The organism is Paracoccus gahaiensis, assembly GCF_005048225.1.
GTDB lineage: Bacteria > Pseudomonadota > Alphaproteobacteria > Rhodobacterales > Rhodobacteraceae > Paracoccus > Paracoccus gahaiensis.
Genome location: NZ_SUNI01000004.1, coordinates 238432 through 262830 on the forward strand (window position 1 = coordinate 238432; position 24399 = coordinate 262830).

A 24399-nucleotide genomic window follows, 5' to 3' on the forward strand; every position below is an offset into this window, starting at 1 on the left:
CTTGCACGACGCGCAATCCGAGGCAAGGCCGGCCGATGCAGATCCTGTCCCCCATCCCCCAAGCGCTGTCGGGACAGGCCGCCGCCCTCTGGCGAGGGCATTTCGGCGCGGCGGGATGGCCGCGCCGGATCAGCGCTGCCCACGGTCTGGTGGCCGTCGATGGCAGAGGCCGGGTGGCTGGGGTGATGGGGCTGCGGCGGGCAGAGGGCGGCTTTGCCCAAGGCCTGCCGCCGCTGCCGGGCTGGCTGTTCCACCCCGCGCCTGCGACCAGGGATCTGGTGATCGACGGGCTGGCCGTGGCGGACCCGCGCCAAGGCACCGGCGGCGCGCTGATCGCCGCCGCCTGCGCGATCGCCGCGCGGTCCGGCCATCCCGGCCTGCGCGCCGAGGTGCGCGCCCGCAATGCCGGGGCATTGCGATTTTACGCCGCGATGGGGTTCACCCAGATCGGCCAGGGGCGCTATGGCCTGCCTTGGTGGGGGCAGGTCCATCTGCTGCGGCTGCCGGCCCCGGACCGGTCCTAGCCGAAGCTGCCCGAGACGCGGCCCAGCAGCATGAAGGCGCGGGCCGAGCGGCTGTCGGCCAGCACCGCGATCTGCAGGTCGTCCAGCTGCGGCACCAGCGCGGCCAGCATCCCGTCGAAATGGCGCAGGAAATGCTGGGCCGTATCGCGGAAGATCTCGTCGCCCTGCAGCATCGCTTGGGCCGTCTCAAGCGCGGGGCGGTGATGGATGCCGCCAAGCGCCGCGACGGAGCTGCCGCGATCACCCTCGGCGAAGCGGCGCCAGACATCGGGGCGCGCGGGCTCGGGCGGCAGGTCGTCCATGTAGACATCCTGCCCCGCCAGCAGCGTCACCACATCCTGCGCGGCGCGCAGCACGCGGGACTGGACCGGGTCCTTCAGCGCGTGGCGCAGCGCCTCGATCGCCTCGTGATCCGAGGGGCCGTCGGGAAAGTTCAGCGCCCGGATCAGCGTGCCCGGATCGACCGTGCCGCCCTGCGCGTCAAAGCGCAGCGCGGCCTGCCGCGCATCGGCGCGGGACTCGGGCTGGCGCGCCTCGGAGGGACGGGGATCGGGTGTCGCCCGGGCGCGGGTCTGTGCCGCACCGGCGGTCGTCGACAGGGCCGCGGCCTTGGCCGGACGGGCGGGCGGGGCGACGGTCGTCGTCCCCGGGGCGCCGCGCGAGGCGCTGCCCTGCGGCTCGGGCGCGTCGGGAATCCGTTCGGGCGCCCGGTCCGACGCGGGCGGAGGGGCGTCGCGCATCTGCCCCAGACGGCGGCGCAGATCCTCGGCCTCGGCCCGCAGGATGGCCAGCTGCCGGGCCAGCGACACGCCCAGCCAGACCAGCGCGGGCGGCAGGATGATCCCGGCGGTGGTGATCAGCGGCGTGATGCCGCCCCGGCCGGTCTCTCCGGCGGGGACCAGCAGCCAGAACAGGAACAGCAGCAGCAGCCAGACCCCGGTCAGCGTCAGGCCGACGGTGGTGATGCGGTCGCGCTGCGACAGGCTGGAGATGCGGGCGATCAGGGACATGGGGTCATCCGTAGCGGATCTCGACGATTTCATAGCTGCGCTGCCCGCCGGGCGTGGTGACCTCGACGCTGTCGCCCTCGTCCTTGCCAATCAGCGCGCGCGCCAGGGGCGAGCGGATGTTCAGCAACCCGCGTTCGATGTCGGCCTCGGCCTCGCCCACGATCTGATAGTTGCGCTCTTCCTCGGTGTCCTCGTCGATCAGCTTGACGCGGGCGCCGAACTTGACGCTGCCCGACAGTTTCGCGGGGTCGATCACCTCGGCCCGCGACAAGAGGCCCTCCAGCTCCTTGATCCGGCCCTCGACGAAGCCCTGCTTCTCGCGGGCGGCGTGGTATTCGGCGTTCTCGGACAGGTCGCCATGCTCGCGCGCCTCCGCGATGGCGCGGATGATGGCGGGGCGTTCCTTCGATTTCAGCTCGCCCAGTTCGCGCTCCAGCGCATGCGCGCCGGCGGGGGTCATCGGTATCTTTTCCATCGCTGCCCTGTCCTTGGTGGGAGGCGTTTGCCTTGCAGATGCCAAACCAACGCCCCTGCCATTGCAAGATGGCAGGGGCGCGGAACGGTGATCCCCCACATCGTGACGAATTTGACGGCCAATGCAAGCCTGCATGCGGGATCGCGCCGCATTCCCTGCGCCGCTTCGCCGCGTCACGATTGCTCCCCGGGCGCGGGACCGCTATCTGTCGGGCAGCCAGATTGCCAGGGAGGGGCCAGCACATGACCGACGAGACCCACATCGAGCGTGAATCGATGGACTATGACGTCGTCATCGTGGGCGCCGGGCCCGCCGGCCTGTCCGCCGCGATCCGGCTGAAGCAGATCGACCCCGAACTGTCCGTCGTGGTGCTGGAGAAGGGCTCCGAGGTCGGCGCGCATATCCTGTCGGGCGCGGTGCTGGACCCCTCGGGCCTGACCCGCCTGATCCCCGACTGGAAGGACAAGGGCGCGCCCCTCAGCACCGAGGTCACCGACGACAATTTCTACGTGCTGGGCCCCGAGGGACAGATGCGGGTGCCGAACTGGCCGATGCCGCCCTTGATGTCGAACCACGGCAATTACATCGTCAGCATGGGCAATGTCTGCCGCTGGATGGCCGAGCAGGCCGAGGAACTGGGCGTCGAGATCTTCCCCGGCATGTCGGCCAGCCAGGTCGTGTGGGACGGCAACCGCGTCAAGGGCGTGGTCGCGGGCGAGTTCGGCCGCAATCCCGACGGCAGCACCGGCGACGGCTACGAGCCGGGGATGGAGCTGCACGGCAAGTATGTCTTCATCGCCGAGGGCGTGCGCGGCAGCCTGGCCAAGCAGATCAACGAGCGCCTGAAGCTGTCCGAACATGCCGACGCGCAGAAGTTCGGCCTGGGCATGAAGGAGATCTGGGAGGTCGCGCCCGAGAAGTTCCACAAGGGCCGGGTCGTGCACACGATGGGCTGGCCCCTGGGCAAGAACGCCGGCGGCGGCAGCTTCATCTATCATTTCGAGAACAATCAGGTGCTGGTGGGCTTTGTCGTCCACCTGAACTATCGCAACCCGCATCTGTATCCCTACATGGAATTCCAGCGCTTCAAGCACCATCCGATGGTGGCCGACCTGCTGGAGGGCGGCAAGCGCATCTCCTATGGCGCGCGGGCGATCAGCGAGGGCGGCTGGCAATCCCTGCCGCAGCTGTCCTTCGAGGGCGGCGTGCTGCTGGGATGTTCAGCGGGCATGGTCAACGTGCCGCGCATCAAGGGCAACCACAACGCGATGATCTCGGGGATCGAGGCGGCGGATGCGGCGGCGGCGGCGATCAAGGCCGGGCGGATGGGCGACCGCCTGACCGATTACGACGACGCGGTGCGCGAGGGCGCCATCGGCAAGGACCTCAAGATGGTCCGCAACGTCAAGCCGATCTGGTCGCGCTTGGGCCTGTCGGCCAGCCTGATGCTGGGCGCGGTGGACATGTGGACGGCCAACCTGACAGGCCTGAACCTGCTGGGCACCTGGAAGCACGGCAAGTCCGACGCCGCGGCCACCGGCAAGGCCGCCGAGTACAAGCGCATCGACTATCCCCGCCCGGACGGCAAGCTGTCCTTCGACCGGCTGACCAACGTGGCCTTCAGCTTCACCAATCACGAGGAAAGCCAGCCCTGCCACCTGAAGCTGCGCGATCCGGCCATCCCGATCGCCATGAACCTGCCCGAATACGACGAGCCCGCACAGCGCTATTGCCCGGCGGGCGTCTACGAGGTGGTTCAGGATGCGACCGGGCCGCGCTTCGTGATCAACTTCCAGAACTGCGTCCACTGCAAGACCTGCGACATCAAGGATCCCAGCCAGAACATCGTCTGGACGGTACCGCAGGGCGGCGACGGGCCGAATTACCCGAACATGTGATGCAACCATCCGGGCGGGGGGCGTTGCGCCCCCCGGACCGCGCCTCTAGGCTGGCCGGAACGCAAACGTGATTTCCGAAAGGGCCGTCGTGACCCCATTCCGCCCCAGCCCGACCCTGCAGCGCCGCGCCCGGTTCCGACCGGAACTGTCGCGGCTGGCCCTGCTGGTCGCGCTGACCTGCTCTGCCGCCCTGCCGGCCCTGGCGCAGGAGGACCGGCCCGCGCCCCGCCCCGTCGAGGCGCAATCCACGCCGGCCGAGGTGCCGCCAAGCCCCGCCGAGGCACAGCCGGGCCCCGCCGAAGCGCAGTCGGGCCCCGCCGAAGCGCAGATCGGGGCGCCGACCACGCTCGCCCCGCCGCCGCCGCAGGAGCAGCCCGCCAATCCGCAGATGCAGGGGCTGGCCGGGGCCTATCTGGCCGCGCGCATGGCCACGGTCGAGAACGATTTCCGCGCCGCCGCCCGCTACTTCATGCAGGCCGCGCTGCAGGATCCCGACGACATCTTCCTGCAGGACAGCGCGCTGGTGGCCTTGGCCTCGGCGGGCGAGGTCGATCAGGCCGTGGCCCTCGCCGAGCGCCTCTTCGACGAGGATCGCCCGACCGATCTGTCGGGCCTTCTGCGCCGCGCGCAACTGGCCCGTGCGGGGGATTGGGACGCGCTGGTGAGCCTGATCGACACGACGCGCAATCCCGACCTGCCGCTGGATCAGGACCTGATGGACGGCACCATCCGGGCCTGGGCGCTGTTGGGTGCGGGGCGCGCCTCGGATGCCGTGGCCGCCTTCGAGGCGATGACCGTCTCCGAGGATCTGGCCCCCATCGTGAACTATCATCTGGCGCTGGCCCGGGCGCTGGCGGGCGATTACGAATCCGCCGACCGCCTGATCGCGCAATCCGAGGCCGGGGGTCACCTGATGGGCCTGATGGCCCGGGTGCAGATCCTGTCGCAGCTGGACCGGCGCGACGAGGCGCTGGCGCTGCTGGACAGCCTCGAGGGGATCGAGGCCGAGCCGCAGCTGCTGGACCTGCGCCAGCGGCTGGATCAGGACCAGCCGGTGCCCTTCGACGTGATCTCGGGCCCCGAGGACGGCATTGCGCATCTGCTTTTGTCCTTCGCCTCGGCTCTGGCCAGCAGCCCGGACCCCGAGCCGCTGTCGCTGATCCATGCCCGTCTGGCCGCCTGGATCGCGCCCCAGAACCCCGAGGCGCGGCTGATGGCGGCGCAGCTTCTGCAGGACCGCCAGCAGTTCGATCTGGCCGAGGCGGAATTCGAGGCCGTGCGCCGCATGGGCCAGATGCGCCCGCAGGCCGAACTGTCGCGCATCGACGCCCTCTCGCAGGCCGACCGGCGCGACGAGGCCGAAAAGGCCGCCCTCGCCCTGACCGCCGCCTATCCCGATCTGCCGCAATCCTGGATCGCGCTTGGCGACGTGATGCGCCAGCAGGAGAAATATGCCGAGGCCGTCCCCAGCTATGACACCGCGCTGGACCTTCTGGCCGAGGCGCCGCCCGAGGTCCGCTGGTTCCCGCTCTATGCGCGCGGCATCGCGCTGGAACGCGCGGGTCAGTTCGACCGGGCCGAGGCCGATCTTCTGGCCGCGCTTCAGATCCGGCCCGATCATGCCAGCCTGCTGAACTATCTGGGCTATTCCTGGATCGACCGGAACGAGAACCTGGAACGCGCGCTCGAGATGATCCAGCGCGCCGCCGAGCTGTCGCCGGGCGACGGCTATATCCTCGATTCGCTGGCCTGGGCCTATTACCGCTTGGGCCGCTATGACGAGGCGGTGGCGCCGATGGAACAGGCGATCGCCACGATGGCCTCGGATCCGCTGGTCAACGACCATCTGGGCGACATCTACTGGATGGTGGGCCGACAGCGCGAGGCGCAGATCCAGTGGCAGCGCGCCCTGTCGCTGGAGCCCGGCGAAAGCGGCGAGGTCGATCCCGACCGCATCCGCGCCAAGCTGGATCGTGGCCTGACCGCCGTGCTGGAGGACGAGGGCGACCCCGTCGCCAGCCAGCCCGGCCAAGCCCCGCAGACCGAGGCCGACGCCACCGAATGAGCCTTGCCCCGGCATGATCGTCGAGCCCGCCCCGGCCAAGCTGAACCTGGCCCTGCATGTCACCGGACGGCGGGCCGACGGCTATCACCTGCTCGATTCGCTGGTCTGCTTCGCGGCCATCGGCGACCGCGTGACGCTGACCCCCGGGCCGTTGACCCTGACCATCGACGGCCCCTTCGCGGCAGGGCTGGCGGAGGTGGATGCGGACAACCTGTGCCTGCGCGCCGCCCGGCTGGTGGGCGGGCAGGCGGCCCTCCACCTGCACAAGGCCCTGCCCGTCGCCTCGGGCATCGGCGGCGGCTCGGCGGATGCGGCGGCGGTGCTGCGGGGCCTGGCGCGGATGGGCCATCCGTTGCCCGAGCGCAGCGAACGGCTTGGCGCCGACGTGCCGGTCTGCCTGATGGGCCTGCCCGCCCGCATGCAGGGCATCGGAGAGGTGCTGACCCCGCTGCCCGCGCTGCCGCCCTTGCATCTGGTGCTGGTCAATCCCGGCGTGGCCGTGCCCACGCCCGCGATCTTCGCCCGGCTGGACCGGCGCGACGGTCCGCCCTTGCCGCCCCTCCCGGCCTTCCCCGACGCGCCCGCACTGATCGGCTGGCTGCGGACGGTGCGCAACGACCTGCAGCCCCCCGCCATCGCCTTGGCCCCGGTCATCGCGGATGTCCTGCAGGCGCTGGAGGCGTCGGGCGCGCAGCTGGCGCGCATGTCGGGATCGGGCGCGACCTGCTTCGGTCTCTTTCCCGACGCCTCCCGGGCGGCGGCGGCGGCTGCGGCACTGGCGCGCAGCGGCTGGTGGGCGGTGGCGACCGAACTGGCGCCCGACCCGCGCCCCCGCTAGACTGCGCGCAGATCCAGCGGAGGGACCCCATGCTGCGCCTTGGCGTCAATATCGATCACGTCGCGACCATCCGGAACGCCCGGGGCACCCCCTGGCCCGACCCCGTCCGTGCGGCTCTGGCCGCCGAGGGCGCGGGCGCGCAGGGCATCACCGCCCATCTGCGCGAGGATCGCCGCCACATCACCGATGCCGATATCGACGCGCTGATGGCCCGCCTGACCCTGCCCCTGAACCTCGAGATGGCCGCCACCCCCGAGATGCAGGCCATCGCCCTGCGCCACCGGCCCCACGCCGTCTGCCTCGTCCCGGAGAAGCGGCAGGAGCGCACGACCGAAGGCGGCTTGGACGTGGCGGGCAACGAGGACGCGCTGGCCGCCTACATTGCGCCGCTCAGGGAGGCGGGCTGCCGCGTCTCGCTGTTCATCGGTCACCAACCCGACCAGATCCGCGCCAGCGCCCGCATCGGCGCCGCCGTGGTGGAACTGCACACCGGCGCCTATTGCGACTTGGACACCGAAGGCCGCACCGGTGAGCGCGATGCCGAACTGGACGCCCTGCGCCAGGGCGCCGCACTGGCCCATGACCTGGGGCTCGAGGTCCATGCCGGCCACGGCCTGACTTTCGACACGGTCCGCCCCATCGCCGCGATCCCCGAGGTCGCGGAACTGAACATCGGCCATTTCCTGATCGCGGAATCGGTCTTCACCGGCCTGCCCGCCGCCATCGCCGAAATGCGGCGCCGGATGGATGCGGCGCGCGCATGACATCTCCTTTGCCCAAATACCCGCCTTTCCGGCGGTGCCACCGCCGATGATCCTGGGCATCGGCACCGACCTCGCCAATATCGACCGGATCCAGGGCACGCTGGACCGCTTCGGCGACCGCTTCCGCAACCGGGTCTTCACCCCCGTCGAACTGGCCAAGGCCGCCCGCCGCAAGGACGAGGCCGGCACGCTGGCCAAGCGGTGGGCCGCCAAGGAGGCCTGCTCCAAGGCACTCGGCACCGGGCTCGCCATGGGGATCAGCTGGCGCGACATGGCGGTGGCCAACCTCGCCTCGGGCCAGCCGGTGATGGCGCTGACGGGCTGGGCGGCGGACCGGCTGGCCGCGATGACGCCTGCGGGCCATCACGCCATCGTGCATGTCACCCTGACCGACGACCACCCCTGGGCGCAGGCTTTCGTGGTGATCGAGGCCCGGCCCGGGCCTGCCCCTGCTTGACTTTTGCCCGCCGCCCGGACCATGAACGCCCCCAACGACTGCGCCTGCGAGCGATGCGGGACGACTGCGCGATGCCGGACCCCGGCCCATGAACCAAAAGGACCACGCGGAATGGCAACGGCTGCGCCCGAGAAAAAGGACGGCATCTGGGAGACGGTCAAGACCATCTTCTGGGCGCTGGTGATCGCGGGGATCTTCCGCACGCTGTTCTTCCAGCCCTTCTGGATCCCCTCGGGCAGTATGAAGGACACGCTGCTGATCGGCGACTTCCTCTTCGTCAACAAGATGGCCTATGGCTATTCGGCCCATTCCTGCCCCTTCTCGCTCTGCCCGATCTCGGGGCGGCTGCTGGAGCGCGCGCCCGAACGCGGCGACGTGGCGGTCTTCCGCCACCCGACCCGCGATGTCGATTTCATCAAGCGCGTCATCGGCCTGCCCGGCGACACGATCCAGATGCGCGGCGGACGGCTGTGGATGAATGGCGAGGCGGTCCCGGTGACCCCGGCCGGCGAATTCATCGAGACCAAGGACCAGCAGGGCCCGCAGGGCCTGATCCCGCGCTGCATCAACGATCCCGTCGCGCAGGGCGGCGAGTGCATCAAGGAGCGCATGACCGAGACGCTGCCGGGCGGCAACAGCCATGATGTCCTCAACATCCTCGATGGCTGGGTGGCCGACGACACGCCGACCTTCACCGTCCCCGAGGGGCAATATTTCTTCATGGGCGACAACCGCGACAATTCCGAGGACAGCCGCTTCCCCGCCGAGATCGGCGGCCTGGGCTTCGTGCCGGCCGAATTCCTGATCGGGCGGGCCGACCGGATCATGTTCTCCTCGGCGGGCAGCTCGCTCTTGTATTTCTGGACCTGGCGCGCGGACCGTTTCCTCAAGGCGGTGAATTGACGCCCTCGGCCGACATCCGCGCCTTCATGGGGCGTCTGGGGCATGATTTCGCGCGCCCCGAACTGCTGATCCGCGCGCTGACCCACGGCTCGATCGCCTCCGTCACGCGGCCCGACAACCAGCGGCTGGAATTCCTGGGCGACCGCGTGCTGGGCCTGGTGATGGCCGAGGCGCTGTTCTCGGCCGACACCGCCGCCTCCGAGGGGCAGCTGGCGCCCCGCTACAATGCGCTGGTGCGCGGCGAGACCTGCGCCGGGGTCGCCCGCGACCTGGCTTTGGGCGAGGTGCTGAAGCTGGGCCGGTCCGAGATGCTGTCGGGCGGGCGCCGCAAGGAGGCGCTGCTGGCCGATGCGATGGAGGCCGTGCTGGCCGCCGTCTATCTGGATGCAGGGTTCGAGGCCGCCCGCGCCGTCGTGCTGCGCCACTGGGGCCCGCGTCTGGCGCAGGTGGCCCATGACAGCCGGGACGCCAAGACCGCCCTGCAGGAATGGGCGCAGGCCCAGGGCATGCCGCCCCCCGTCTACGAGCAGACCGAGCGCAGCGGTCCCGACCACGCGCCGGTCTTCCTGATCACCGTGCGGCTGGAAGACGGCCGCCACGCGCAGGCCCAAGGCACGGGCACCAAGCGCAGCATCGAACAGGCCGCCGCGCAAGCGCTGCTGGACCGGCTGGAAGGACCAACGACATGACCGACGAGACCGCCTCCGACGACACCGGCCCCGAGGACGACACCCCCGAGGAGCTCGGCGCCACCCCCGCCGCGCCGCAGGACGACCAGCCCACCCGCGCGGGCTTCGTGGCCCTGATCGGCGAACCCAATGCGGGCAAGTCGACGCTGCTCAATCAGATGGTCGGCGCCAAGGTCTCGATCGTGACCCACAAGGTGCAGACCACCCGCGCCCGGATCCGGGGCATCGCGATGCACGGCCCCGCGCAGATCGTCTTTGTCGACACGCCGGGCATCTTCCGCCCGCGCCGCCGCCTGGACCGCAGCATGGTCGCGGCGGCCTGGGGCGGGGCCTCGGATGCCGATATCGTGCTGGTGCTGATCGAGGCGCATCGCGGCCTGACCGACGGCACGCAGGCGATCCTGGACCAGCTGGTGCAGCTGGGTCGCGGCACCCCCGTCGCGCTGATCATCAACAAGATCGACCGCGTCAAGGCCGAGGAACTGCTGGCCCTGTCGCAGAAGCTGAACGAGGCCTATCCCTTCGCCGAGACCTTCATGATCTCGGCCATGAAGGGCCATGGCTGCCAGCAGCTGCGTGGCTGGCTGGCCAAGACCCTGCCCGAAAGCCCGTGGCTGTACCCGGAAGATCAGATTGCCGACCTGCCCATGCGCATGATCGCCGCCGAGATCACCCGCGAGAAGCTGACCCTGCGCCTGCACGAGGAGATCCCCTACCAGCTGACCGTGGAAACCGAGGGCTGGGAGGAGAAGACCGATGGCTCCGCGCGGATCGAGCAGGTCGTCTATGTCGCGCGGCAGGGCCACAAGGGGATCGTGCTGGGCAAGGGCGGCGAGACGATCAAGGCCGTGGGCCAGGCCTCGCGCGTGGAACTGGAGGAGTTCATGGGCCGCCGCGTCCATCTGTTCCTGCAGGTCCGCGTCCGCGAGAACTGGGAGAACGAGGCCGAACGCTATGACGAGATCGGCCTGAACTTCCGCGACGGCGACGAAGGCCGCTCGTGAGCGACGCCCGGCTGGCCGCCGGCCTCTGGGTCGCGGCCTATCGGGCGCGGCTGGCCCAAGCCAACATCCCCGCCTATGTGCTGGCGCGCGGCGACGAGACCGCCGGCGCCATCGCGATCAAATGCGCGCATCTGGACGGCAGCGCGGCCCTGTGGATGCGCGAATGGGACATGGGCACCGACACCCGCCCCTGGCTGGCCGTGGAGCGGGGCCTTGAGCGTGACATCGACGCCGCCATCGCCCGCCAGCGCGCCCGCGACCGCGACCTGTGGGTGCTGGAGCTGGAAAGCCGCGACGGGACCACGCTTCTGGATCAGGACGGGCTGTTCTGACCTCTGGCCCGGCTGCGGATTGCAGAATATGCATCTGCCATGAGCATCCCCCAGACCGATTCGCCCAAGGGCCTTGTCTATGCCATTGCCGCCTATGGCATGTGGGGGTTCCTGCCCATCTACATGAAGGCGCTGGCCCATCTGCCGCCCGCCGAGATCATCGCCCATCGCATCCTGTGGTCCCTGCCCATCGCCGCCGCCGTGCTGATCTGGCAGGGCCGCGCGGCCGAGGTGGGCCAGGCCCTGCGCCAGCCGCGCCTGGTGGCGATGGCGGCGCTGACGGCGATGCTGATTTCGGTCAACTGGCTGATCTATGTCTGGTCCATCGCCAACGACCAGGCGCTGGATGCGGCGCTCGGCTATTACATCAACCCGCTGTTCAGCGTGTTCCTGGGCGCGACGCTGCTCAAGGAACGGCTGACGCGTGGGCAGTTCGCGGCCATCGCGCTGGCGGCGGCGGCGGTGATCATCCTGACGATGCAGGCGGGCAGCCTGCCGCTGGTCGCCATCGGCCTGACCCTGTCCTGGGGGTTCTATGCCTATTGCAAGAAAAGCCTGCCGCTTGGCCCCAATCAGGGCTTCACGCTGGAGGTGCTGCTGCTGGCCCCCTTCGCCGCCGGCTTCCTGATCTGGCAGGCCGCGCAGGGGCAGGCGCATTTTGCCTCGGGGGGCTGGGGCCAGACGCTGCTGCTGATCGGCTGCGGGCCGATCACCGCCATCCCGCTGCTGTTCTATGCCAATGGCGCCAAGCTGATCCGCCTGTCGACCATCGGCATCCTGCAATATATCGCGCCGACGATGATCTTCCTCTGCGCGGTGCTGATCTTCGGAGAGCCCTTCGAGGGTGCCCGGCTGATCGCCTTCCCGATGATCTGGGCGGCGCTGGCGATCTATTCGGTGACGCTGGTCCGGCAAGCGGGCCAGCGCCGCCGCGACCGGCGCGAGCTGGCCGCGCGGCGCATGCAATAGGGCGCGCTTGCCGGGCGGCGCGCCGTGTGCCAGCCTGAGGGGCAAGGAGCCGCCATGACCCATCGCCCACAGCGCGTTTTTCCGATCTTCCCCGGCTGCCCGGACGGGCGTGGCTAGCGGATGGAGTGGCAGGCCGAGGGCACGGTGATCGCGCGCCGCCCGCATGGCGAGACGGCGGTGATCATCGACGTGCTGACGCTGGAACACGGGCGCCATGCGGGCGTGGTGCCGGGCGGGGCCTCGCAGAAGCGGGCGGCGATGCTGCAGCCGGGCGCGCGGCTGTCGCTGCGCTGGCGCGCGCGGCAGGCCGACCAGCTGGGCAGCTTCACCGCCGAGCCGCTGCGGATGCGCGCGGGGCTGATGGCCGACCCGGCGGCGCTGGCGGGGCTGAACGCGGTCTGCGCGCTGCTGGTCTTCGTGCTGCCCGAACGCGATCCCCATCCCCGGCTGGTCGCGCGGACCGAGGCGCTGCTGGACCTGATCGAGGCGGGTGGCGACTGGCCGCCCGCCTATCTGGACTGGGAGATGCTGCTTCTGGAGGAGATGGGCTTCGGTCTGGACCTGACGGCCTGCGCGGTGACCGGCGCCTCGGAGGGGCTGGCCTATGTCAGTCCGAAATCTGGCCGGGCGGTCAGCCGCGAAGGTGCGGGGGACTGGGCCGACCGCCTGCTGCCCTTGCCCGGGCTGATGGGCGGGGCGGGGGACAATCGCGGCAACGAGCTGGCCGAGGGTCTGGCGATCACCGGGCATTTCCTGGAGCATCGCCTGGCCGTGGAGCTGGTGGGCCGGATGCTGCCCGCCGCCCGGGGGCGGCTGATGCGGCGGATCTTGCGGTCCTGATTTCCCGGCCTTGGGAGGGGGCGCTGCCCCCGCCGCGTGCCGCGGCCCCCCGGGATATTTGCACCAAGATGAAAGGGCGGGCCGGGTTCTGGCCCGCGGGGGGCTTACTGGTTGCCGCGGGCGGCAGAGAGGGCGTCGGTGGTCTGGTCGGCGGGGCGGCCGCTTTCGAAGATCAGCCAGGTCGGGCCCTTGATGCGCAGCACGCCGCCGTAATAGTCCATCTCGGTCGCCTGCTGCAGGGCGTCGAAATAGCGCTGCTCGATCGCGCTGTCGGCGCAGCCGGTCACGCCCGAGGTCTGCAGCGGCTCGAAGGCCACGGCGGGCAGGGGGACGGTGTTCGTCGCGGCATAGCCGTTGCAGGGGCCGCGGCCCGACACGCCCTCGGGCCGGGTGGTCAGGGTGATGTTGCGCAGGGGCACGGTGCCGTTGCCGATGCCGACCAGCACGTAGTCATTGGCCGGGATGCCGCCCATCGGGTCGCCGGCGGGCGTCGTCTCGCAGGCGGCGAGGGTCAGGACGGCCAGGGCGGCGGCAAAGGAAGTGCGGATCGAGACGGACATGGGGCAGGCTCCTTGGGCAGGCATGCGGGCGTGGATCGGGCGGAACTGACGTGGTCTAGCGCCATTCGTCCAGCCGATCCAGCCCGTTGGCGCATCATTCCAGCAGGCGCCGCGCGATGACCTGGGCCTGGATCTCGGCCGCACCCTCGAAGATGTTGAGGATCCGGGCATCGCACAGCACCCGGCTGATCTGGTATTCCAGCGCGAAACCGTTGCCTCCGTGGATCTGCAGGGCATTGTCCGCCGCCGACCAGGCCACCCGGGCCCCCAGGAGCTTGGCCATTCCGGCCTGCACGTCACAGCGGTGACCGTGATCTTTTTCCCACGCACTGAAATAAGTCAGCTGCCGCGCGATGGTGATTTCCACGGCCATCAGCGCCAGCTTGTCGGCCACGCGGGGGAAGGCGGCCAGGGGCTTGCCGAACTGCTTGCGGTCCAGCGCATAGGCCAGCCCCAGCTCCAGCGCGTTCTGCGCCACGCCGATGGCCCGGGCCGCCGTCTGGATGCGGGCCGATTCGAAGGTCTGCATCAACTGCTTGAAGCCCTGGCCGGTGACCCCGCCCAGCAGGTTCGCGCCCGAGACGGCAAAGCCGTCGAAGGCCAGCTCGTATTCCTTCATGCCGCGATAGCCCAGCACCTCGATCTCGCCGCCGGTCATGCCTTGGGTGGGGAAGGGGTCGGCATCGGTTCCGGGGGTCTTCTCGGCCAGGAACATCGACAGGCCGCGATAGTCGTCCGTGCCTGGCTCGGTGCGGGCTAGCAGCGTCATCACATGGGTGCGCGCGGCATGGGTGATCCAGGTCTTGTTGCCGGTGATGCGCCAGTCATCCCCCTCGGGCACCGCGCGGGTGCGCAGCGCGCCCAGATCGCTGCCGGTATTGGGCTCGGTGAAGACGGCAGTAGGCAGGGTCTCGCCCGAGGCCAGCCGGGGCAGCCACTGGGCCTTCTGCGCCTCGGTGCCGCCGCAGAGGATCAGCTCGGCCGCGATCTCGCTGCGGGTGCCGAGGCTGCCCACGCCGATATAGCCGCGCGAGAGTTCCTCGGAGACGACGACCATCGCGGCCTTGGACATGCCCAGGCCCCCGAATTCCTCGGGGATGGTCAGGCCGAAGACGCCCAGCTCGGCCAGCTCCTCGATGATGGCCATCGGGATCAACTCGTCGCGCAGGTGCCAGCCATGGGCATGGGGGGTGACCTTGTCCTCGGTCCAGCGGCGGAACTGGTCGCGGATCATCTCGAGGTCCTCGTCCAGGCCCGAGGCGCCGAAGGTCGCGGCGCCGCGGTTGTCGGCGATCAGCGCGGCCAGTTCGGCCCGCGCCTCGGCGGAATTGCCGGCCATCAGGGCGCGCGCATCCTCCGAGGGCTGCCAGTCGAGGCCCAGATCGGACAGGCGGGCGAATTCCGTCTGGCTCATCGGGATGCCGCCGGCGATCTGCGTCAGATATTCGCCCATGCCGATCCGGGCGATCAGCGCCTCGATCGGGCCTTCGACGCGGGTCGACCAGGCGTGAAGCTGCTTCAGCGCCTCGACATAGGTGGCCAGCCAGGACAGGGCATGGGCGGCATGCTGGTGGCGTTCCAGCGCGGCGGGCTCCACGCGGCCCGAGGGCGCGGTCAGATCGCGCAGGGCGGCGGTGGCGCGGGTCAGAAGCGCGTCGATCTCGGACAGGACCGTTTCGGCCCGGGGCTGCAGGTCTTTCATCGATTCGTCCTTTTGCGGCATTGCGGCATGGGTAGCGCCTTCGCACCCGCAACGCAATAATTATGCGCAAGGCGCATCCGGGACGACCCAATCTGTCGCAGGCGTTTCGAAGGCAGAGGGGTATTTGGGCAAAGAAGAAGCGGCCTTTTCCTTTCCGGGCGTCGCGGTTAGCTTGGCCCCCATGTTCGGACTGGAGCCTTGGCAATTCGTGGCGGCCCTCGGGATCACCGCCTTTGCGGGGTTCGTGAAGGGCGCGCTCGGCTTTGCGATGCCGATGATCATGATCTCGGCCTTCGGGTCGATCATGCCGGCGCCGGTGGCGCTGGCGGCGATGATCCTGCCGACGCTGCTGACCAATCTGCAGCAGGGCTTCCGCGACGGGAGGGCCGAGGCCTGGGCGTCGACCCGCAAGTTCCGCCTGCATATCGCGATGGTCTGCCTGTTCATCTGCGTGTCGGCGGGCTTCGTGACCCTGATCCCGCAATGGATCATGTATGCGGCGCTGGGCCTGCCGATCACGATCTTCGCGCTGTGGCAGCTGTCGGGCCGGCCGATGGTGCTGAACCTGCGCCACCGGCGCCGGGCCGAGGGCTGGTCGGGGGTGATCGGCGGCCTTTACGGCGGCATCTCGGGGATCTGGGGGCCGCCCCTGATCGTCTATCTGCTGTCCATCGGCACCGACAAGCGCGAGCAGGTGCGCGTGCAGGGCGTGGTCTTCCTGCTGGGCGCGGTGGTGCTGACGGTGGCGCATCTGGCCTCGGGGCTGTTGAATGCGGCGACGCTGCCCCTGTCGGCCGTGCTGTGCCTTCCGGCGCTGGCGGGGATGATGGCGGGCTTTGCCTTGCAGGACCGGCTGGATGTGGGGCAGTTTCGCCGCTGGACGCTGGTGCTGCTGATTTTGACCGGGCTGAACCTGATCCGCCGCGCCTTTGAACTCTGGAGCCTTTGAGATGCTGGATGCCGCCGACCTGACCGCCCGCCTGATCCGCTGCCCCTCGGTCACCCCCGAGGAGGGCGGCGCACTGGTCCTGCTGGAGGAAGAACTGCGCCGGGCGGGCTTCGACTGTCACCGGGTGGACCGCAACGGCACCTCGAACCTTTTTGCCCGGTGGGGCGCCAAGGGCGCGCGGACCATCGGGTTCAACGGCCATACCGATGTCGTGCCGCCGGGCGATCCGGCGTCCTGGACGCATCCCCCCTTCTCGGGGCATTGGGACGCCGATGACGTGATCTGGGGGCGCGGGGCCACGGACATGAAGTCGGGCGTCGCGGCCTTCGTGACCGCCGCCATCGACTTCGTGCGCGACACGCCCCCCGACGGCGCGGTGATCCTGACCATCACCGGCGACGAGGAGGGGCCGTCCCGCGACGGCACCATCGCGCTGCTGGACTGGATGGCGGCCCAGGGCGAACGCATGGATGCCTGCATCGTGGGCGAGCCCTCGAACCCCGAGGTGATGGGCGAGATGATGAAGATCGGCCGGCGCGGCTCGGCCACCTTCCGCATCGACGCCCGGGGGGTGCAGGGTCATGCCGCCTATCCGCATCGCGCGAAGAACCCGCTGCACGCGCTGACCCGGATGCTGGCCGAGCTGACCGCCGCGCCGCTGGATCAGGGCACCGCGCATTTCGACCCCACGGGCCTGCAGATCACCTCGATCGATTGCGGCAACCCGGCCTCGAACGTGATCCCCGAGGCGGCGCGGGCCATCGTCAACATCCGCTTCAACGACCTGCATACCGGCGACTCGCTGAGCGACCTCCTGCGCGCCCATGCCGACCGGATCGCCGCCGAGACCGGGGTGGCCTTGAGCGTCACCGCCGAGATCTCGGGCGAGGCCTTCCTGACCCAGCCCGGCCCCTTCGTCGATCTGGTGCGCGGCGTGGTCCAGCAGGAAACCAACCGCCAGCCGGTCCTGTCCACCTCGGGCGGGACCTCGGATGCGCGCTTCGTCAAGGATCACTGCCCGGTGGTGGAATTCGGGCTGGTGGGTGCCCACATGCATCAGGTGAACGAACGTGTGCCCGCCCAGCAGGTGCGGCAGTTGAAGACCATCTATCAGCGCATCCTGGAAAGATATTTCGCATGATCATCGAGGAGACCCGCGATCTGGCCGCCTGCCACGCCCTGCGCCGCACCGTCTTCATCGACGAGCAGGGCGTGTCCGAGGCCGAGGAGATGGACGACCAGGACGGTGCCGCCATCCATCTGCTGGCCCGTGAGGGCGACCGTGCCGTCGGCACCGCCCGGCTGCTGGTCAAGGACCGGACCGGCAAGATCGGCCGCGTCTGCGTGCTGGCCGACCATCGCGGCCAAGGCTTGGGCGCCGCGCTGATCCGCGCCGCGCTGGACGTGCTGCGCGCACGCGGCCTGGATCAGGCGCGCTTGGGCTCGCAGACCCATGCCATCGGCTTTTACGAGAAACTGGGCTTCGTCGCGGAAGGGCCCGTCTATGACGACGCCGGCATCCCGCATCGCGACATGGCCCTGAACCTGAAGTGACCCGCGAATGACCCAGATCCCCAGCAAGGCCCAGATCCTCGAATGGGTGGCCGAACACCCGGAGGCCAATTCCAAGCGCGACATCGCCAAGGCCTTCGGCATCAAGGGCGCCGCCCGCATCGAGCTGAAGCGCCTCCTGAAAGAGCTGGAGGCCGAGGGCCAGCTGGAACGCCGCCGCCGCCATTATCTGGACGCCGAGAAGCTGCCCCCCGTCACGGTGCTGGAGCTGCTGGCGCCTGACGGATCGGGCGATCTGTTCGCCCGGCCCCTGGAGGCCAGCGGCGAGGGGCCCACGCCGCGCATCCTCTTCGTGCCGCGCAGGTCCGACCCCGCGCTTGGGCGCGGCGACCGCTTCCTCGGTCGCCTGATCCCGGTCTTGGGCGAGGATCACCAATACGAGGCGCGGCTGATCCGCCGCATCACCGCCAGCCCCAACCGCATCACCGGGATCTTCCGCAAGGACAGCGAGGGCGGGCGCATCCTGCCCGTCGACAAGGGCCAGGACCGCGAATGGCGCATCCGCCCCGACGCGACGCTCGGCGCCGAGAACGGCGAGCTGGTGCAGGCCGAACAGGCCGGCCCCCGCGCCCGCATGGGCCTGCCCTATGCCCGCATCATCGAGCGTCTGGGCGACCCGTCCGCTCCGCGCGCCGTCAGCCTGATCGCCATTCACCAGCACGGCATCCCCGACCATTTCCCCGACAAGGCCCTGGCCGAGGCCGAGGCGGCCCAGCCCGCGACGATGAAGGGCCGCGACGACCTGCGCGCCCTGCCGCTGGTCACCATCGACCCCTCGGACGCGCGCGACCATGACGACGCGGTCGCGGCAGTGGTCGAGGAGGATGGCGGCGCCTCGATCTGGGTGGCCATCGCCGATGTCGCCCATTACGTCCGCACCGGCTCGGCGCTGGACCGCGAGGCCTGGGGGCGCGGCAACTCGACCTATTTCCCCGACCGCGTGGTGCCGATGCTGCCCGAGGCGCTGTCGGCGGACCTCTGTTCGCTGCACGAGGGCGTCGACCGCCCCGTGATCGCGGTCGAGATGCGGCTGGACGCGCAGGGCAACAAGACCGGCCACCGCTTCCATCGCGCGATGATGAACAGCCGCGCCAGCCTGGCCTATGAACAGGCGCAGGCCGCCGCGGACGGCACGCCCGACGACCAGACGGCCCCGCTGATGGACGCGGTGATCCGCCCCCTCTGGCACGTCTACGGCCTGCTGAAGGGCGCCCGCGAGCGCCGCCAGCCGCTGGACCTGGACCTGCCCGAACGCCGGATCGAGCTGACCCCCGAGGGTCGCGTCAAGGCCGTGGCCTTCCGCGAAAGGCTGGAGGCGCACAAGCTGATCGAGGAATTCATGGTGCTGGCCAATGTCGCCGCCGCCGAGGAACTGTCGAAACGCCAGCGCCCGCTCCTGTTCCGCGTCCACGAGGAGCCCAGCCTCGACAAGATGGACGCGCTGCGCGAGGTGGCCCAGGCCTCGGGCTTCACGCTGGCCAAGGGGCAGGTGCTGCATACCAGTCAGCTGAACCGCCTGCTGGCCCAGGCCGAGGGCACCGATTTCGACGAGCTGATCAATATCTCGACCCTGCGCTCGATGACCCAGGCCTATTACCACCCCGAGAATTACGGCCATTTCGGCCTGTCGCTGAAAAGCTACGCGCATTTCACCTCGCCGATCCGCCGCTATGCCGACCTGATCGTGCACCGCGCCCTGATCAGCGGCCATGGCTGGGGCAAGGACGGGCTCAGCCATGACGAGGTCGAGCGCCTGCCCGAGACCGCGATCCATATCAGCGAGACCGAGCGCCGCTCCATGGCCGCCGAACGCGACACGACCGACCGCTACCTCGCCGCCTTCCTCTCCGAACGGGTGGGCACCGAGATGACCGGCCGTATCAGCGGCGTCCAGAAGTTCGGCGCCTTCATCAAGCTGGACGAGACCGGCGCCGACGGGCTCCTGCCGATCCGCGCCATCGGCCAGGAATATTTCCACTACGATCCCGACGCGCGCACCTTGGTCGGCAGCGACACGGGGCTGGAAATCGGCATCGGCCAGCGCGTCACCGTCCGCCTGGCCGAGGCGTTGCCCCTGACCGGCGGGCTAGTGCTGGACCTGCTGGAACTCGAGGGCCGCACCCTGCCGCGCGGCCCCGGCGCCAAGACCCGCGGTCGCGGCCCCCGCGCCATGGCGGTGAAGTCGCGCCTGGCCGAGGTCAAGCGCGCCACCAAGCGCCGCCGCAAGAAGACCTGAGCCCCCGCAATTTCTTCTTTGCCCAAATACCCCTCCGGACCCGCCACTCAGGTCCGGAGGGAGGGGGCAGCGCGCCCCCGGATCAGATCACATACAGCACCGCGCCCACGACCGCGCCGACCACCACCAGGTGGATCACGCAGAACCCCATGATGTCGCGCGCCTTCAGCCCGGCGATGCCCAGCATCGGCAGCGCCCAGAAGGGCTGCAGCAGGTTCGTCCAGGCATCGCCCCAAGCCACGCCCATCACCACCTTGGCGACATCGGCGCCAAGCGCCTCGGCGGCGGGCAGCATGACCGGCGCCTGCACCGCCCATTGCCCCCCGCCCGAGGGCACGAAGATGTTCACGATCCCCGCCGAGATGAAGCTCCAGAAGGGCAGCGTCTCGGCGGTCGAGATCGACACGAACCATTGCGACAGGCTGGCGGCCAGCCCGCTCTCGACCATGATCGCCATGATGCCCGCATAGAAGGGGAACTGGATCACGATTCCTGCGCCGCCGCGCACCGCATCGTCCAGCGCGGCCAGCAGGCTGCGCGGCGTGCCGTGGCAGAGGATGCCCAGGAACAGGAACAGGAAGTTCACCACGTTCAGGTTCAGCGCGCCGCCGCCCAGGAAATGCAGCATCAGCCAGGCCAGCCCCGGGATACCGATCAGCAGCATCAGGATCGGGCTGGTCTCCAGCCATTCGGCGGGGGTGGGGCGGGCGCTGCGCGGCTCGGGGGGCGCGTCGCGCAACCTCGCCGGGTCGATCAGCACCTGCTCGTGCTCCAAAGGCAGCATCAGGCGGTTGACCAGCGGCACGGCGATGAACAGCGCCGCCACGATCAGCAGGTTCCAGCCCGCGAAGATCGTCTCCGAGGTCGCGATGACCCCGATCTGGCTTTCGGTGAAATGCCCCGGCGTGGCCACCGTCAGCGGAATGGATCCCGACAGCCCGCCATGCCAGATCACGAAGCCCGAATAGGCCGCCGCCACCAGCAGCCGGTAATCGACCTGCACCTGTCGGGCGATCTCGCGCGCGAAGATCGCGCCCACGACCAGGCCGAAGCCCCAGTTGATCCAGCTGGCCGCCAGCGAGACCACGCTGACCAGCACGATCGCCCCGCCGCGCGAGGTCGCCAGTCCGGCCAGCCGCGCCAGCACCCGCCGCACCGGCGGCGACGAGGCCAGGATATAGCCCGTCACCAGCACCAGCAGCATCTGCATGGCGAATGACAGCAGTTCCCAGAAGCCGTTGCCCCACATCTCGACCAGCGCGACGGGGCTGGTGCCCTGCGTCAGCATCGCCGCCAGCGCCGCGATCAGCGTCAGCACGATCACGAAGATGAACGCGTCGGGCAGCCATCGTTCCATCAACCGCGTCGCGGGCCGGGCCAGAAGTCTCAGCATCTCGTTCCTCCTCCTTTTGCGGCCCATAGGCTGCGACAGGTGGGGCGCGATGGCAATGCGTCCGTCGGGGTCCGAGGCTGTTTAGCTGTGCCGGATCAGCTTTCGCGGAAGGCCCGGTTGAAGTAATCGGTCAGCGGCTTCAGCAGATAGGTCATCGGGCTGCGGTCGCCGGTCTGGATATAGACCTCGACCGGCATGCCGGGGACCAGCGCCAGCGTGCCCAGCTTCTCCAGCTCGTCGGGCGGAATCGAGACCTCGGCGCGGTAATAGGGCGTCCGCGTCGCCTCGTCGATCAGCGCATCGGCCGAGACGCGGTCCAGCCGGCCGTCGATCTCGGGGGTGGTGCGCGACGAGAAGGCCGAAAAGCGCAGCACGACCGGCTGGCCCATCTGCACCTCGTCGATGTTGATCGTGGCGATGCGCGCGCCGATGACCAGCGGCCGGTCCTGCGGGATCAGGTACAGCAGCGGATCGGCGGGCCGGATCACCGAGCGCGGCGTCGTCACCTGCATGTTGTAGACGATGCCCGAGACGGGCGCCCGGATGTCCAGCCGGTCCAGCTGCTCGGTCAGGCTGCGGCGGCGCTCGACCAGTTCCAGCTCGCGATATCCCTGATCGCGCAATTCGGTCTCGGCCTGTTCGCGCCGCTCGCCGGCCAGGCGCAGGCGCTGGATCTCCAGCTCGGTCTGCCGGCTGGCCGCCGAGGCGCGGGCGGCCTGCAGCGAGCCCAGCTCGCCATCCATCCGCGCCGCCTCGCGCTGCAGCGCCAGCACGCGGCTGGCCTGGGCCAGACCCCGGTCCAGCAGGCTCTGCTGGTCGGTCAGCTCGCGGCCGATCAGCTCGCGCTGCAGGGCCAGCGCCGTGATCTGGGCGTCGATGCCATCGATCTCGCTGTCGATCTGCTCGGACTGCTTGGACAGCTGATCGCGGGACTGGCGCAGCGTGTCCAGGCGGGTCAGGAACAGGCTGGTCTGGCCCTCGATCAGATCCTCCAGTGCGGGCACGCGGTCAGCGGCCTGCAGCAGTTCCTCGGGGAAGGTGACGGCTTGCGCATCGCCGCGCTCGGCCTCCAGCCGGCCGCGCCGGGCGAGGATCTCGAAATACTGGCCCTCGACGATGGTGTGCTCGGTGCGCAGCAGCGTGCCGTCCAGCGCCAGCAGCAGATCGCCCGCCGCCACCGTCGCGCCCTCCGAGACGGCGATGCGGTCGACGACGCCGCCATCGGGATGCTGGACCACCTGGCGCTGCTGCTCGACCTCGACCTGGCCGGTGGCCACCACCGCGCCCGAGATCCGCGTGGTCACCGCCCAGACCGTGAAGCCGCCGACCAGCACCACGACGGCAATGATTCCGGCCAGGATCGGCCCGCGCACCGGCCAGCGCCGATCGCCCGAGGCGGGGCGCCCGCTCATGCGATGCCCCCGCCCTGGCCCGCGCTTTGCGCCTGCCGGATCTGGGCCGAGTTCTGTACCATCTGTTCCAGCACCTTGTCGCGCGGTCCGAAGGCACGGCGCAGGCCCGCCTCCAGCACCAGCAGGTTTTCGCATTCGTTGATCGCGGCGGGGCGGTGGGCCATGATGATGACCGCGCCGCCCTGCGCCTTCAGCCGCCGGATGGCCGCGTTCAGCGCCTCGGACCCCAGGTTGTCCAGGTTCGAGTTCGGCTCGTCCAGGACCAGCAGGACCGGGTCGGGATAGAGCGCGCGCGCCAGCCCGATGCGCTGGATCTGCCCGCCCGACAGGCGACCCGCCGTCTGGCTGATGCGCGTGTCATAGCCCTGCGGCAGGTCCAGGATCATCTGATGGGCGGCGGCGGCGCGGGCCGCCGTCACCACGCGGTCGGGATCGGGGCTGTCGGACAGGCGGGCGATGTTCTCGGCGATGGTGCCGTCGAACAGGGTGACCTGCTGGGGCAGATAGCCGATCAGCCCGCCCAGCACGTCGGGATGGTACTGATCCAGCGTCGCCCCGCCAAGCCGGATGCTGCCCCCGCCGACCGGCCAGGCGCCGATCAGCGCCCGGGCCAGCGTCGATTTCCCCGCGCCCGACGGCCCGATCACCCCAAGCGCCGTGCCCGGCGCCACGCCGAAGCTGATCGCGCGCAGCGTGGCCTGTCCCTCGCCCGGCGGGGCGACGGTCAGGTTGCGCACCTCCAGCCGGGCCTCGGGGCGGGGCAGGGTGGTGCGCGGACCCTCGGCGGGCTGGCGGGACAAGAGCCCGGCCAGCCGCGCCCATCCGTCCTGCGCCGCCTGCACGTTGGGCCAGCCGCCGACCAGCTGGTCGACCGGCGCCAGGGCCCGGCCCATTACGATCGAGCTGGCGATCATCGCGCCGGGCGTCAGCTCCTGGCGCAGCACCAGCCAGGCGCCGGCGGCCAGCATGGCGCTTTGCAGAAACAGCCGGAAGGTGCGCGAGAAGACGCTGAACCCCGCCGACACGTCGCCCGCCTTCACCGAATTGTCCTGCGCCTCGGCCCGCGCCACGCGCCAGCGGGCGAAGGTCGCCCCGCGCATGCCAAGCGCGCCGATCACCTCGCCCTCGTCGCGGTACAGATCGGCCATGCGCTGCGCCTGCCCCCCCGCCTGCGCCGAGCCCTGCAGCGGCACCCGCGTCAGCACCCGGTTCAGGATGGTGGTCACCACCAGGATCAGCCCGCCCACCGTGGCCACGATCCCCAGGATCGGGTGGAAGATATAGATCGCCGCCAGGAACAGCGGCGCCCAGGGCAGGTCGAAGAAGGCCAGCATCACCGGCGAGGCGATCAGCCGCTGCACCGCGTCCAGATCGCGCATTCCCCCGGCGGTGGCCGCCGATTCGTCGCCGCGCAGCGCGCCCTCGCGCAGGGCGGCGTTGAAGACCCGCCCCTCCATCCGGTCCTGGAAGCGGGCGGCGATCCGGCCGGTCACGCGGTTGCGAATCAGGTCGATCGCCCCCATCAGCGCGAACAGGAACACCACCAGCACGAACAGCGCGGTCAGCGTCTCGACGCTGCGCGAGGCCAGCACGCGGTCATAGACCTGCAGCATGAACAGCGGGCCGGTCAGCATCAGCAGGTTCACCACCGCCGAAAACACGCCCACGGCCAGAAACAGCCGCCAGCCCGTGGCCCGCGCGGCGCGCAGTTCGCGCTCGCCCTCGGGATAATTGCCGCCCTTGCTCATCCACCGCGCCCATCTGCCCCGCTGCCGGGGGCTTGCCTCGTTTGTCGGGCGACCATATC

The 24399-nt window shown here is 70.1% G+C and carries 23 protein-coding genes; 16 read left to right on the forward strand and 7 right to left on the reverse strand.

What is annotated here, in order from left to right:
- Nucleotides 1-35: 35 nt before the first annotated feature.
- Nucleotides 36-524: a GNAT family N-acetyltransferase gene (locus tag FA743_RS07415; protein ID WP_169308806.1), complete on the forward strand. Its 489-nt coding sequence runs from the start codon at nt 36-38 to the stop codon at nt 522-524.
- On the opposite strand, the gene FA743_RS07420 is transcribed toward FA743_RS07415, so the two are convergent.
- Nucleotides 521-1534, reverse strand: coding sequence for a hypothetical protein (locus tag FA743_RS07420; protein WP_136885229.1), 1014 nt, complete (start codon nt 1532-1534; stop codon nt 521-523). The two genes, FA743_RS07415 and FA743_RS07420, sit on opposite strands and share 4 nt — an antisense overlap.
- A gap of 4 nt (nt 1535-1538) precedes the next feature.
- Nucleotides 1539-2009 (reverse strand): transcription elongation factor GreA, encoded by a 471-nt coding sequence (gene greA, locus FA743_RS07425; protein ID WP_136885230.1) that lies wholly within the window; start codon nt 2007-2009, stop codon nt 1539-1541.
- A gap of 242 nt (nt 2010-2251) precedes the next feature.
- On the opposite strand from greA, the gene FA743_RS07430 reads away from it, so the two are divergent.
- The 11 genes from FA743_RS07430 to recO all read left to right on the forward strand — a co-directional run bounded on the left by FA743_RS07430 (nt 2252) and on the right by recO (nt 12768).
- Nucleotides 2252-3907 carry an electron transfer flavoprotein-ubiquinone oxidoreductase gene (locus FA743_RS07430; RefSeq protein WP_136885231.1) on the forward strand — a complete coding sequence of 552 codons (1656 nt, stop codon included), beginning with the start codon at nt 2252-2254 and terminating at the stop codon, nt 3905-3907.
- An 88-nt stretch (nt 3908-3995) separates the two neighbouring features.
- Nucleotides 3996-5972, forward strand: a complete 1977-nt coding sequence (locus tag FA743_RS07435; protein ID WP_246054872.1) for a tetratricopeptide repeat protein — start codon at nt 3996-3998, stop codon at nt 5970-5972.
- Between the two features lie 13 nt (nt 5973-5985).
- Nucleotides 5986-6810 (forward strand): 4-(cytidine 5'-diphospho)-2-C-methyl-D-erythritol kinase, encoded by an 825-nt coding sequence (locus FA743_RS07440; protein ID WP_136885232.1) that lies wholly within the window; start codon nt 5986-5988, stop codon nt 6808-6810.
- A 29-nt stretch (nt 6811-6839) separates the two neighbouring features.
- Nucleotides 6840-7574 (forward strand): pyridoxine 5'-phosphate synthase, encoded by a 735-nt coding sequence (locus FA743_RS07445; RefSeq protein WP_136885233.1) that lies wholly within the window; start codon nt 6840-6842, stop codon nt 7572-7574.
- 46 nt (nt 7575-7620) lie between these two features.
- A complete protein-coding gene (gene acpS, locus FA743_RS07450; RefSeq protein WP_136885286.1) occupies nt 7621-8031 on the forward strand; it encodes a holo-ACP synthase in 411 nt (136 codons plus the stop codon).
- 111 nt (nt 8032-8142) lie between these two features.
- Nucleotides 8143-8934, forward strand: a complete 792-nt coding sequence (lepB, locus tag FA743_RS07455; protein ID WP_136885234.1) for a signal peptidase I — start codon at nt 8143-8145, stop codon at nt 8932-8934.
- Complete coding sequence (gene rnc / locus FA743_RS07460) at nt 8931-9623, forward strand: ribonuclease III (RefSeq protein WP_136885235.1); 693 nt, start codon at nt 8931-8933, stop codon at nt 9621-9623. Before lepB ends, rnc begins: the two co-directional genes overlap by 4 nt.
- Nucleotides 9620-10627, forward strand: coding sequence for a GTPase Era (gene era / locus FA743_RS07465; RefSeq protein WP_136885236.1), 1008 nt, complete (start codon nt 9620-9622; stop codon nt 10625-10627). Before rnc ends, era begins: the two co-directional genes overlap by 4 nt.
- Nucleotides 10624-10959, forward strand: coding sequence for a DUF1491 family protein (locus FA743_RS07470; RefSeq protein ID WP_136885237.1), 336 nt, complete (start codon nt 10624-10626; stop codon nt 10957-10959). The genes era and FA743_RS07470 overlap by 4 nt, the downstream gene beginning before the upstream one ends.
- Before the next feature lie 39 nt (nt 10960-10998).
- Nucleotides 10999-11928: an EamA family transporter RarD gene (rarD, locus tag FA743_RS07475; protein WP_136885238.1), complete on the forward strand. Its 930-nt coding sequence runs from the start codon at nt 10999-11001 to the stop codon at nt 11926-11928.
- A 120-nt stretch (nt 11929-12048) separates the two neighbouring features.
- Entirely contained in the window at nt 12049-12768 is a 720-nt protein-coding gene (gene recO / locus FA743_RS07480) for a DNA repair protein RecO (protein ID WP_136885239.1), read from the forward strand.
- A gap of 104 nt (nt 12769-12872) precedes the next feature.
- On the opposite strand, the gene FA743_RS07485 is transcribed toward recO, so the two are convergent.
- Both FA743_RS07485 and FA743_RS07490 read right to left on the reverse strand, forming a co-directional pair.
- The gene (locus FA743_RS07485) at nt 12873-13328 is read right to left on the reverse strand and encodes an META domain-containing protein (protein WP_169308807.1); all 456 of its coding nucleotides are present in this window, start codon (nt 13326-13328) and stop codon (nt 12873-12875) included.
- Between the two features lie 94 nt (nt 13329-13422).
- Nucleotides 13423-15030 (reverse strand): acyl-CoA dehydrogenase family protein, encoded by a 1608-nt coding sequence (locus FA743_RS07490; RefSeq protein WP_246054873.1) that lies wholly within the window; start codon nt 15028-15030, stop codon nt 13423-13425.
- 181 nt (nt 15031-15211) lie between these two features.
- Between FA743_RS07490 and FA743_RS07495 the strand changes: the two genes are divergently transcribed.
- The 4 genes from FA743_RS07495 to rnr are packed head-to-tail and all read left to right on the forward strand — an operon-like array spanning nt 15212 to nt 19787.
- Complete coding sequence (locus FA743_RS07495) at nt 15212-15979, forward strand: sulfite exporter TauE/SafE family protein (RefSeq protein ID WP_136885242.1); 768 nt, start codon at nt 15212-15214, stop codon at nt 15977-15979.
- A gap of 1 nt (nt 15980) precedes the next feature.
- On the forward strand, nt 15981-17120 hold the full coding sequence (gene dapE / locus FA743_RS07500; protein ID WP_136885243.1) for a succinyl-diaminopimelate desuccinylase: 1140 nt from the start codon (nt 15981-15983) through the stop codon (nt 17118-17120).
- Nucleotides 17117-17533 carry a GNAT family N-acetyltransferase gene (locus tag FA743_RS07505; RefSeq protein ID WP_136885244.1) on the forward strand — a complete coding sequence of 139 codons (417 nt, stop codon included), beginning with the start codon at nt 17117-17119 and terminating at the stop codon, nt 17531-17533. Before dapE ends, FA743_RS07505 begins: the two co-directional genes overlap by 4 nt.
- A 7-nt stretch (nt 17534-17540) precedes the next feature.
- Entirely contained in the window at nt 17541-19787 is a 2247-nt protein-coding gene (rnr, locus tag FA743_RS07510; protein ID WP_136885245.1) for a ribonuclease R, read from the forward strand.
- 82 nt (nt 19788-19869) lie between these two features.
- Here rnr and FA743_RS07515 read toward each other — a convergent pair whose 3' ends face one another.
- From FA743_RS07515 to FA743_RS07525, 3 genes are all read right to left on the reverse strand, one after another.
- Nucleotides 19870-21180 carry a short-chain fatty acid transporter gene (locus tag FA743_RS07515; RefSeq protein WP_136885246.1) on the reverse strand — a complete coding sequence of 437 codons (1311 nt, stop codon included), beginning with the start codon at nt 21178-21180 and terminating at the stop codon, nt 19870-19872.
- A gap of 95 nt (nt 21181-21275) precedes the next feature.
- The gene (locus FA743_RS07520) at nt 21276-22592 is read right to left on the reverse strand and encodes an HlyD family type I secretion periplasmic adaptor subunit (RefSeq protein WP_136885247.1); all 1317 of its coding nucleotides are present in this window, start codon (nt 22590-22592) and stop codon (nt 21276-21278) included.
- Nucleotides 22589-24340 (reverse strand): type I secretion system permease/ATPase, encoded by a 1752-nt coding sequence (locus tag FA743_RS07525; RefSeq protein ID WP_136885248.1) that lies wholly within the window; start codon nt 24338-24340, stop codon nt 22589-22591. Before FA743_RS07525 ends, FA743_RS07520 begins: the two co-directional genes overlap by 4 nt.
- Nucleotides 24341-24399: the final 59 nt, after the last annotated feature.

Excerpts from the sequence above, each read along its gene's own strand:
- FA743_RS07490 (WP_246054873.1), bottom strand. The coding sequence starts at position 15,030 with ATGAAAGACCTGCAGCCCCGGGCCGAAACGGTCCTGTCCGAGATCGAC.
- greA (WP_136885230.1), bottom strand. The coding sequence starts at position 2,009 with ATGGAAAAGATACCGATGACCCCCGCCGGCGCGCATGCGCTGGAGCGC.
- FA743_RS07415 (WP_169308806.1), top strand. The coding sequence starts at position 36 with ATGCAGATCCTGTCCCCCATCCCCCAAGCGCTGTCGGGACAGGCCGCC.
- FA743_RS07515 (WP_136885246.1), bottom strand. The coding sequence starts at position 21,180 with ATGCTGAGACTTCTGGCCCGGCCCGCGACGCGGTTGATGGAACGATGG.
- FA743_RS07525 (WP_136885248.1), bottom strand. The coding sequence starts at position 24,340 with ATGAGCAAGGGCGGCAATTATCCCGAGGGCGAGCGCGAACTGCGCGCC.
- rnr (WP_136885245.1), top strand. The coding sequence starts at position 17,541 with ATGACCCAGATCCCCAGCAAGGCCCAGATCCTCGAATGGGTGGCCGAA.
- FA743_RS07495 (WP_136885242.1), top strand. The coding sequence starts at position 15,212 with ATGTTCGGACTGGAGCCTTGGCAATTCGTGGCGGCCCTCGGGATCACC.
- FA743_RS07505 (WP_136885244.1), top strand. The coding sequence starts at position 17,117 with ATGATCATCGAGGAGACCCGCGATCTGGCCGCCTGCCACGCCCTGCGC.
- FA743_RS07440 (WP_136885232.1), top strand. The coding sequence starts at position 5,986 with ATGATCGTCGAGCCCGCCCCGGCCAAGCTGAACCTGGCCCTGCATGTC.
- rarD (WP_136885238.1), top strand. The coding sequence starts at position 10,999 with ATGAGCATCCCCCAGACCGATTCGCCCAAGGGCCTTGTCTATGCCATT.
- FA743_RS07445 (WP_136885233.1), top strand. The coding sequence starts at position 6,840 with ATGCTGCGCCTTGGCGTCAATATCGATCACGTCGCGACCATCCGGAAC.
- FA743_RS07520 (WP_136885247.1), bottom strand. The coding sequence starts at position 22,592 with ATGAGCGGGCGCCCCGCCTCGGGCGATCGGCGCTGGCCGGTGCGCGGG.
- lepB (WP_136885234.1), top strand. The coding sequence starts at position 8,143 with ATGGCAACGGCTGCGCCCGAGAAAAAGGACGGCATCTGGGAGACGGTC.
- FA743_RS07420 (WP_136885229.1), bottom strand. The coding sequence starts at position 1,534 with ATGTCCCTGATCGCCCGCATCTCCAGCCTGTCGCAGCGCGACCGCATC.
- recO (WP_136885239.1), top strand. The coding sequence starts at position 12,049 with ATGGAGTGGCAGGCCGAGGGCACGGTGATCGCGCGCCGCCCGCATGGC.
- era (WP_136885236.1), top strand. The coding sequence starts at position 9,620 with ATGACCGACGAGACCGCCTCCGACGACACCGGCCCCGAGGACGACACC.
- FA743_RS07430 (WP_136885231.1), top strand. The coding sequence starts at position 2,252 with ATGACCGACGAGACCCACATCGAGCGTGAATCGATGGACTATGACGTC.
- acpS (WP_136885286.1), top strand. The coding sequence starts at position 7,621 with ATGATCCTGGGCATCGGCACCGACCTCGCCAATATCGACCGGATCCAG.
- dapE (WP_136885243.1), top strand. The coding sequence starts at position 15,981 with ATGCTGGATGCCGCCGACCTGACCGCCCGCCTGATCCGCTGCCCCTCG.
- FA743_RS07485 (WP_169308807.1), bottom strand. The coding sequence starts at position 13,328 with ATGTCCGTCTCGATCCGCACTTCCTTTGCCGCCGCCCTGGCCGTCCTG.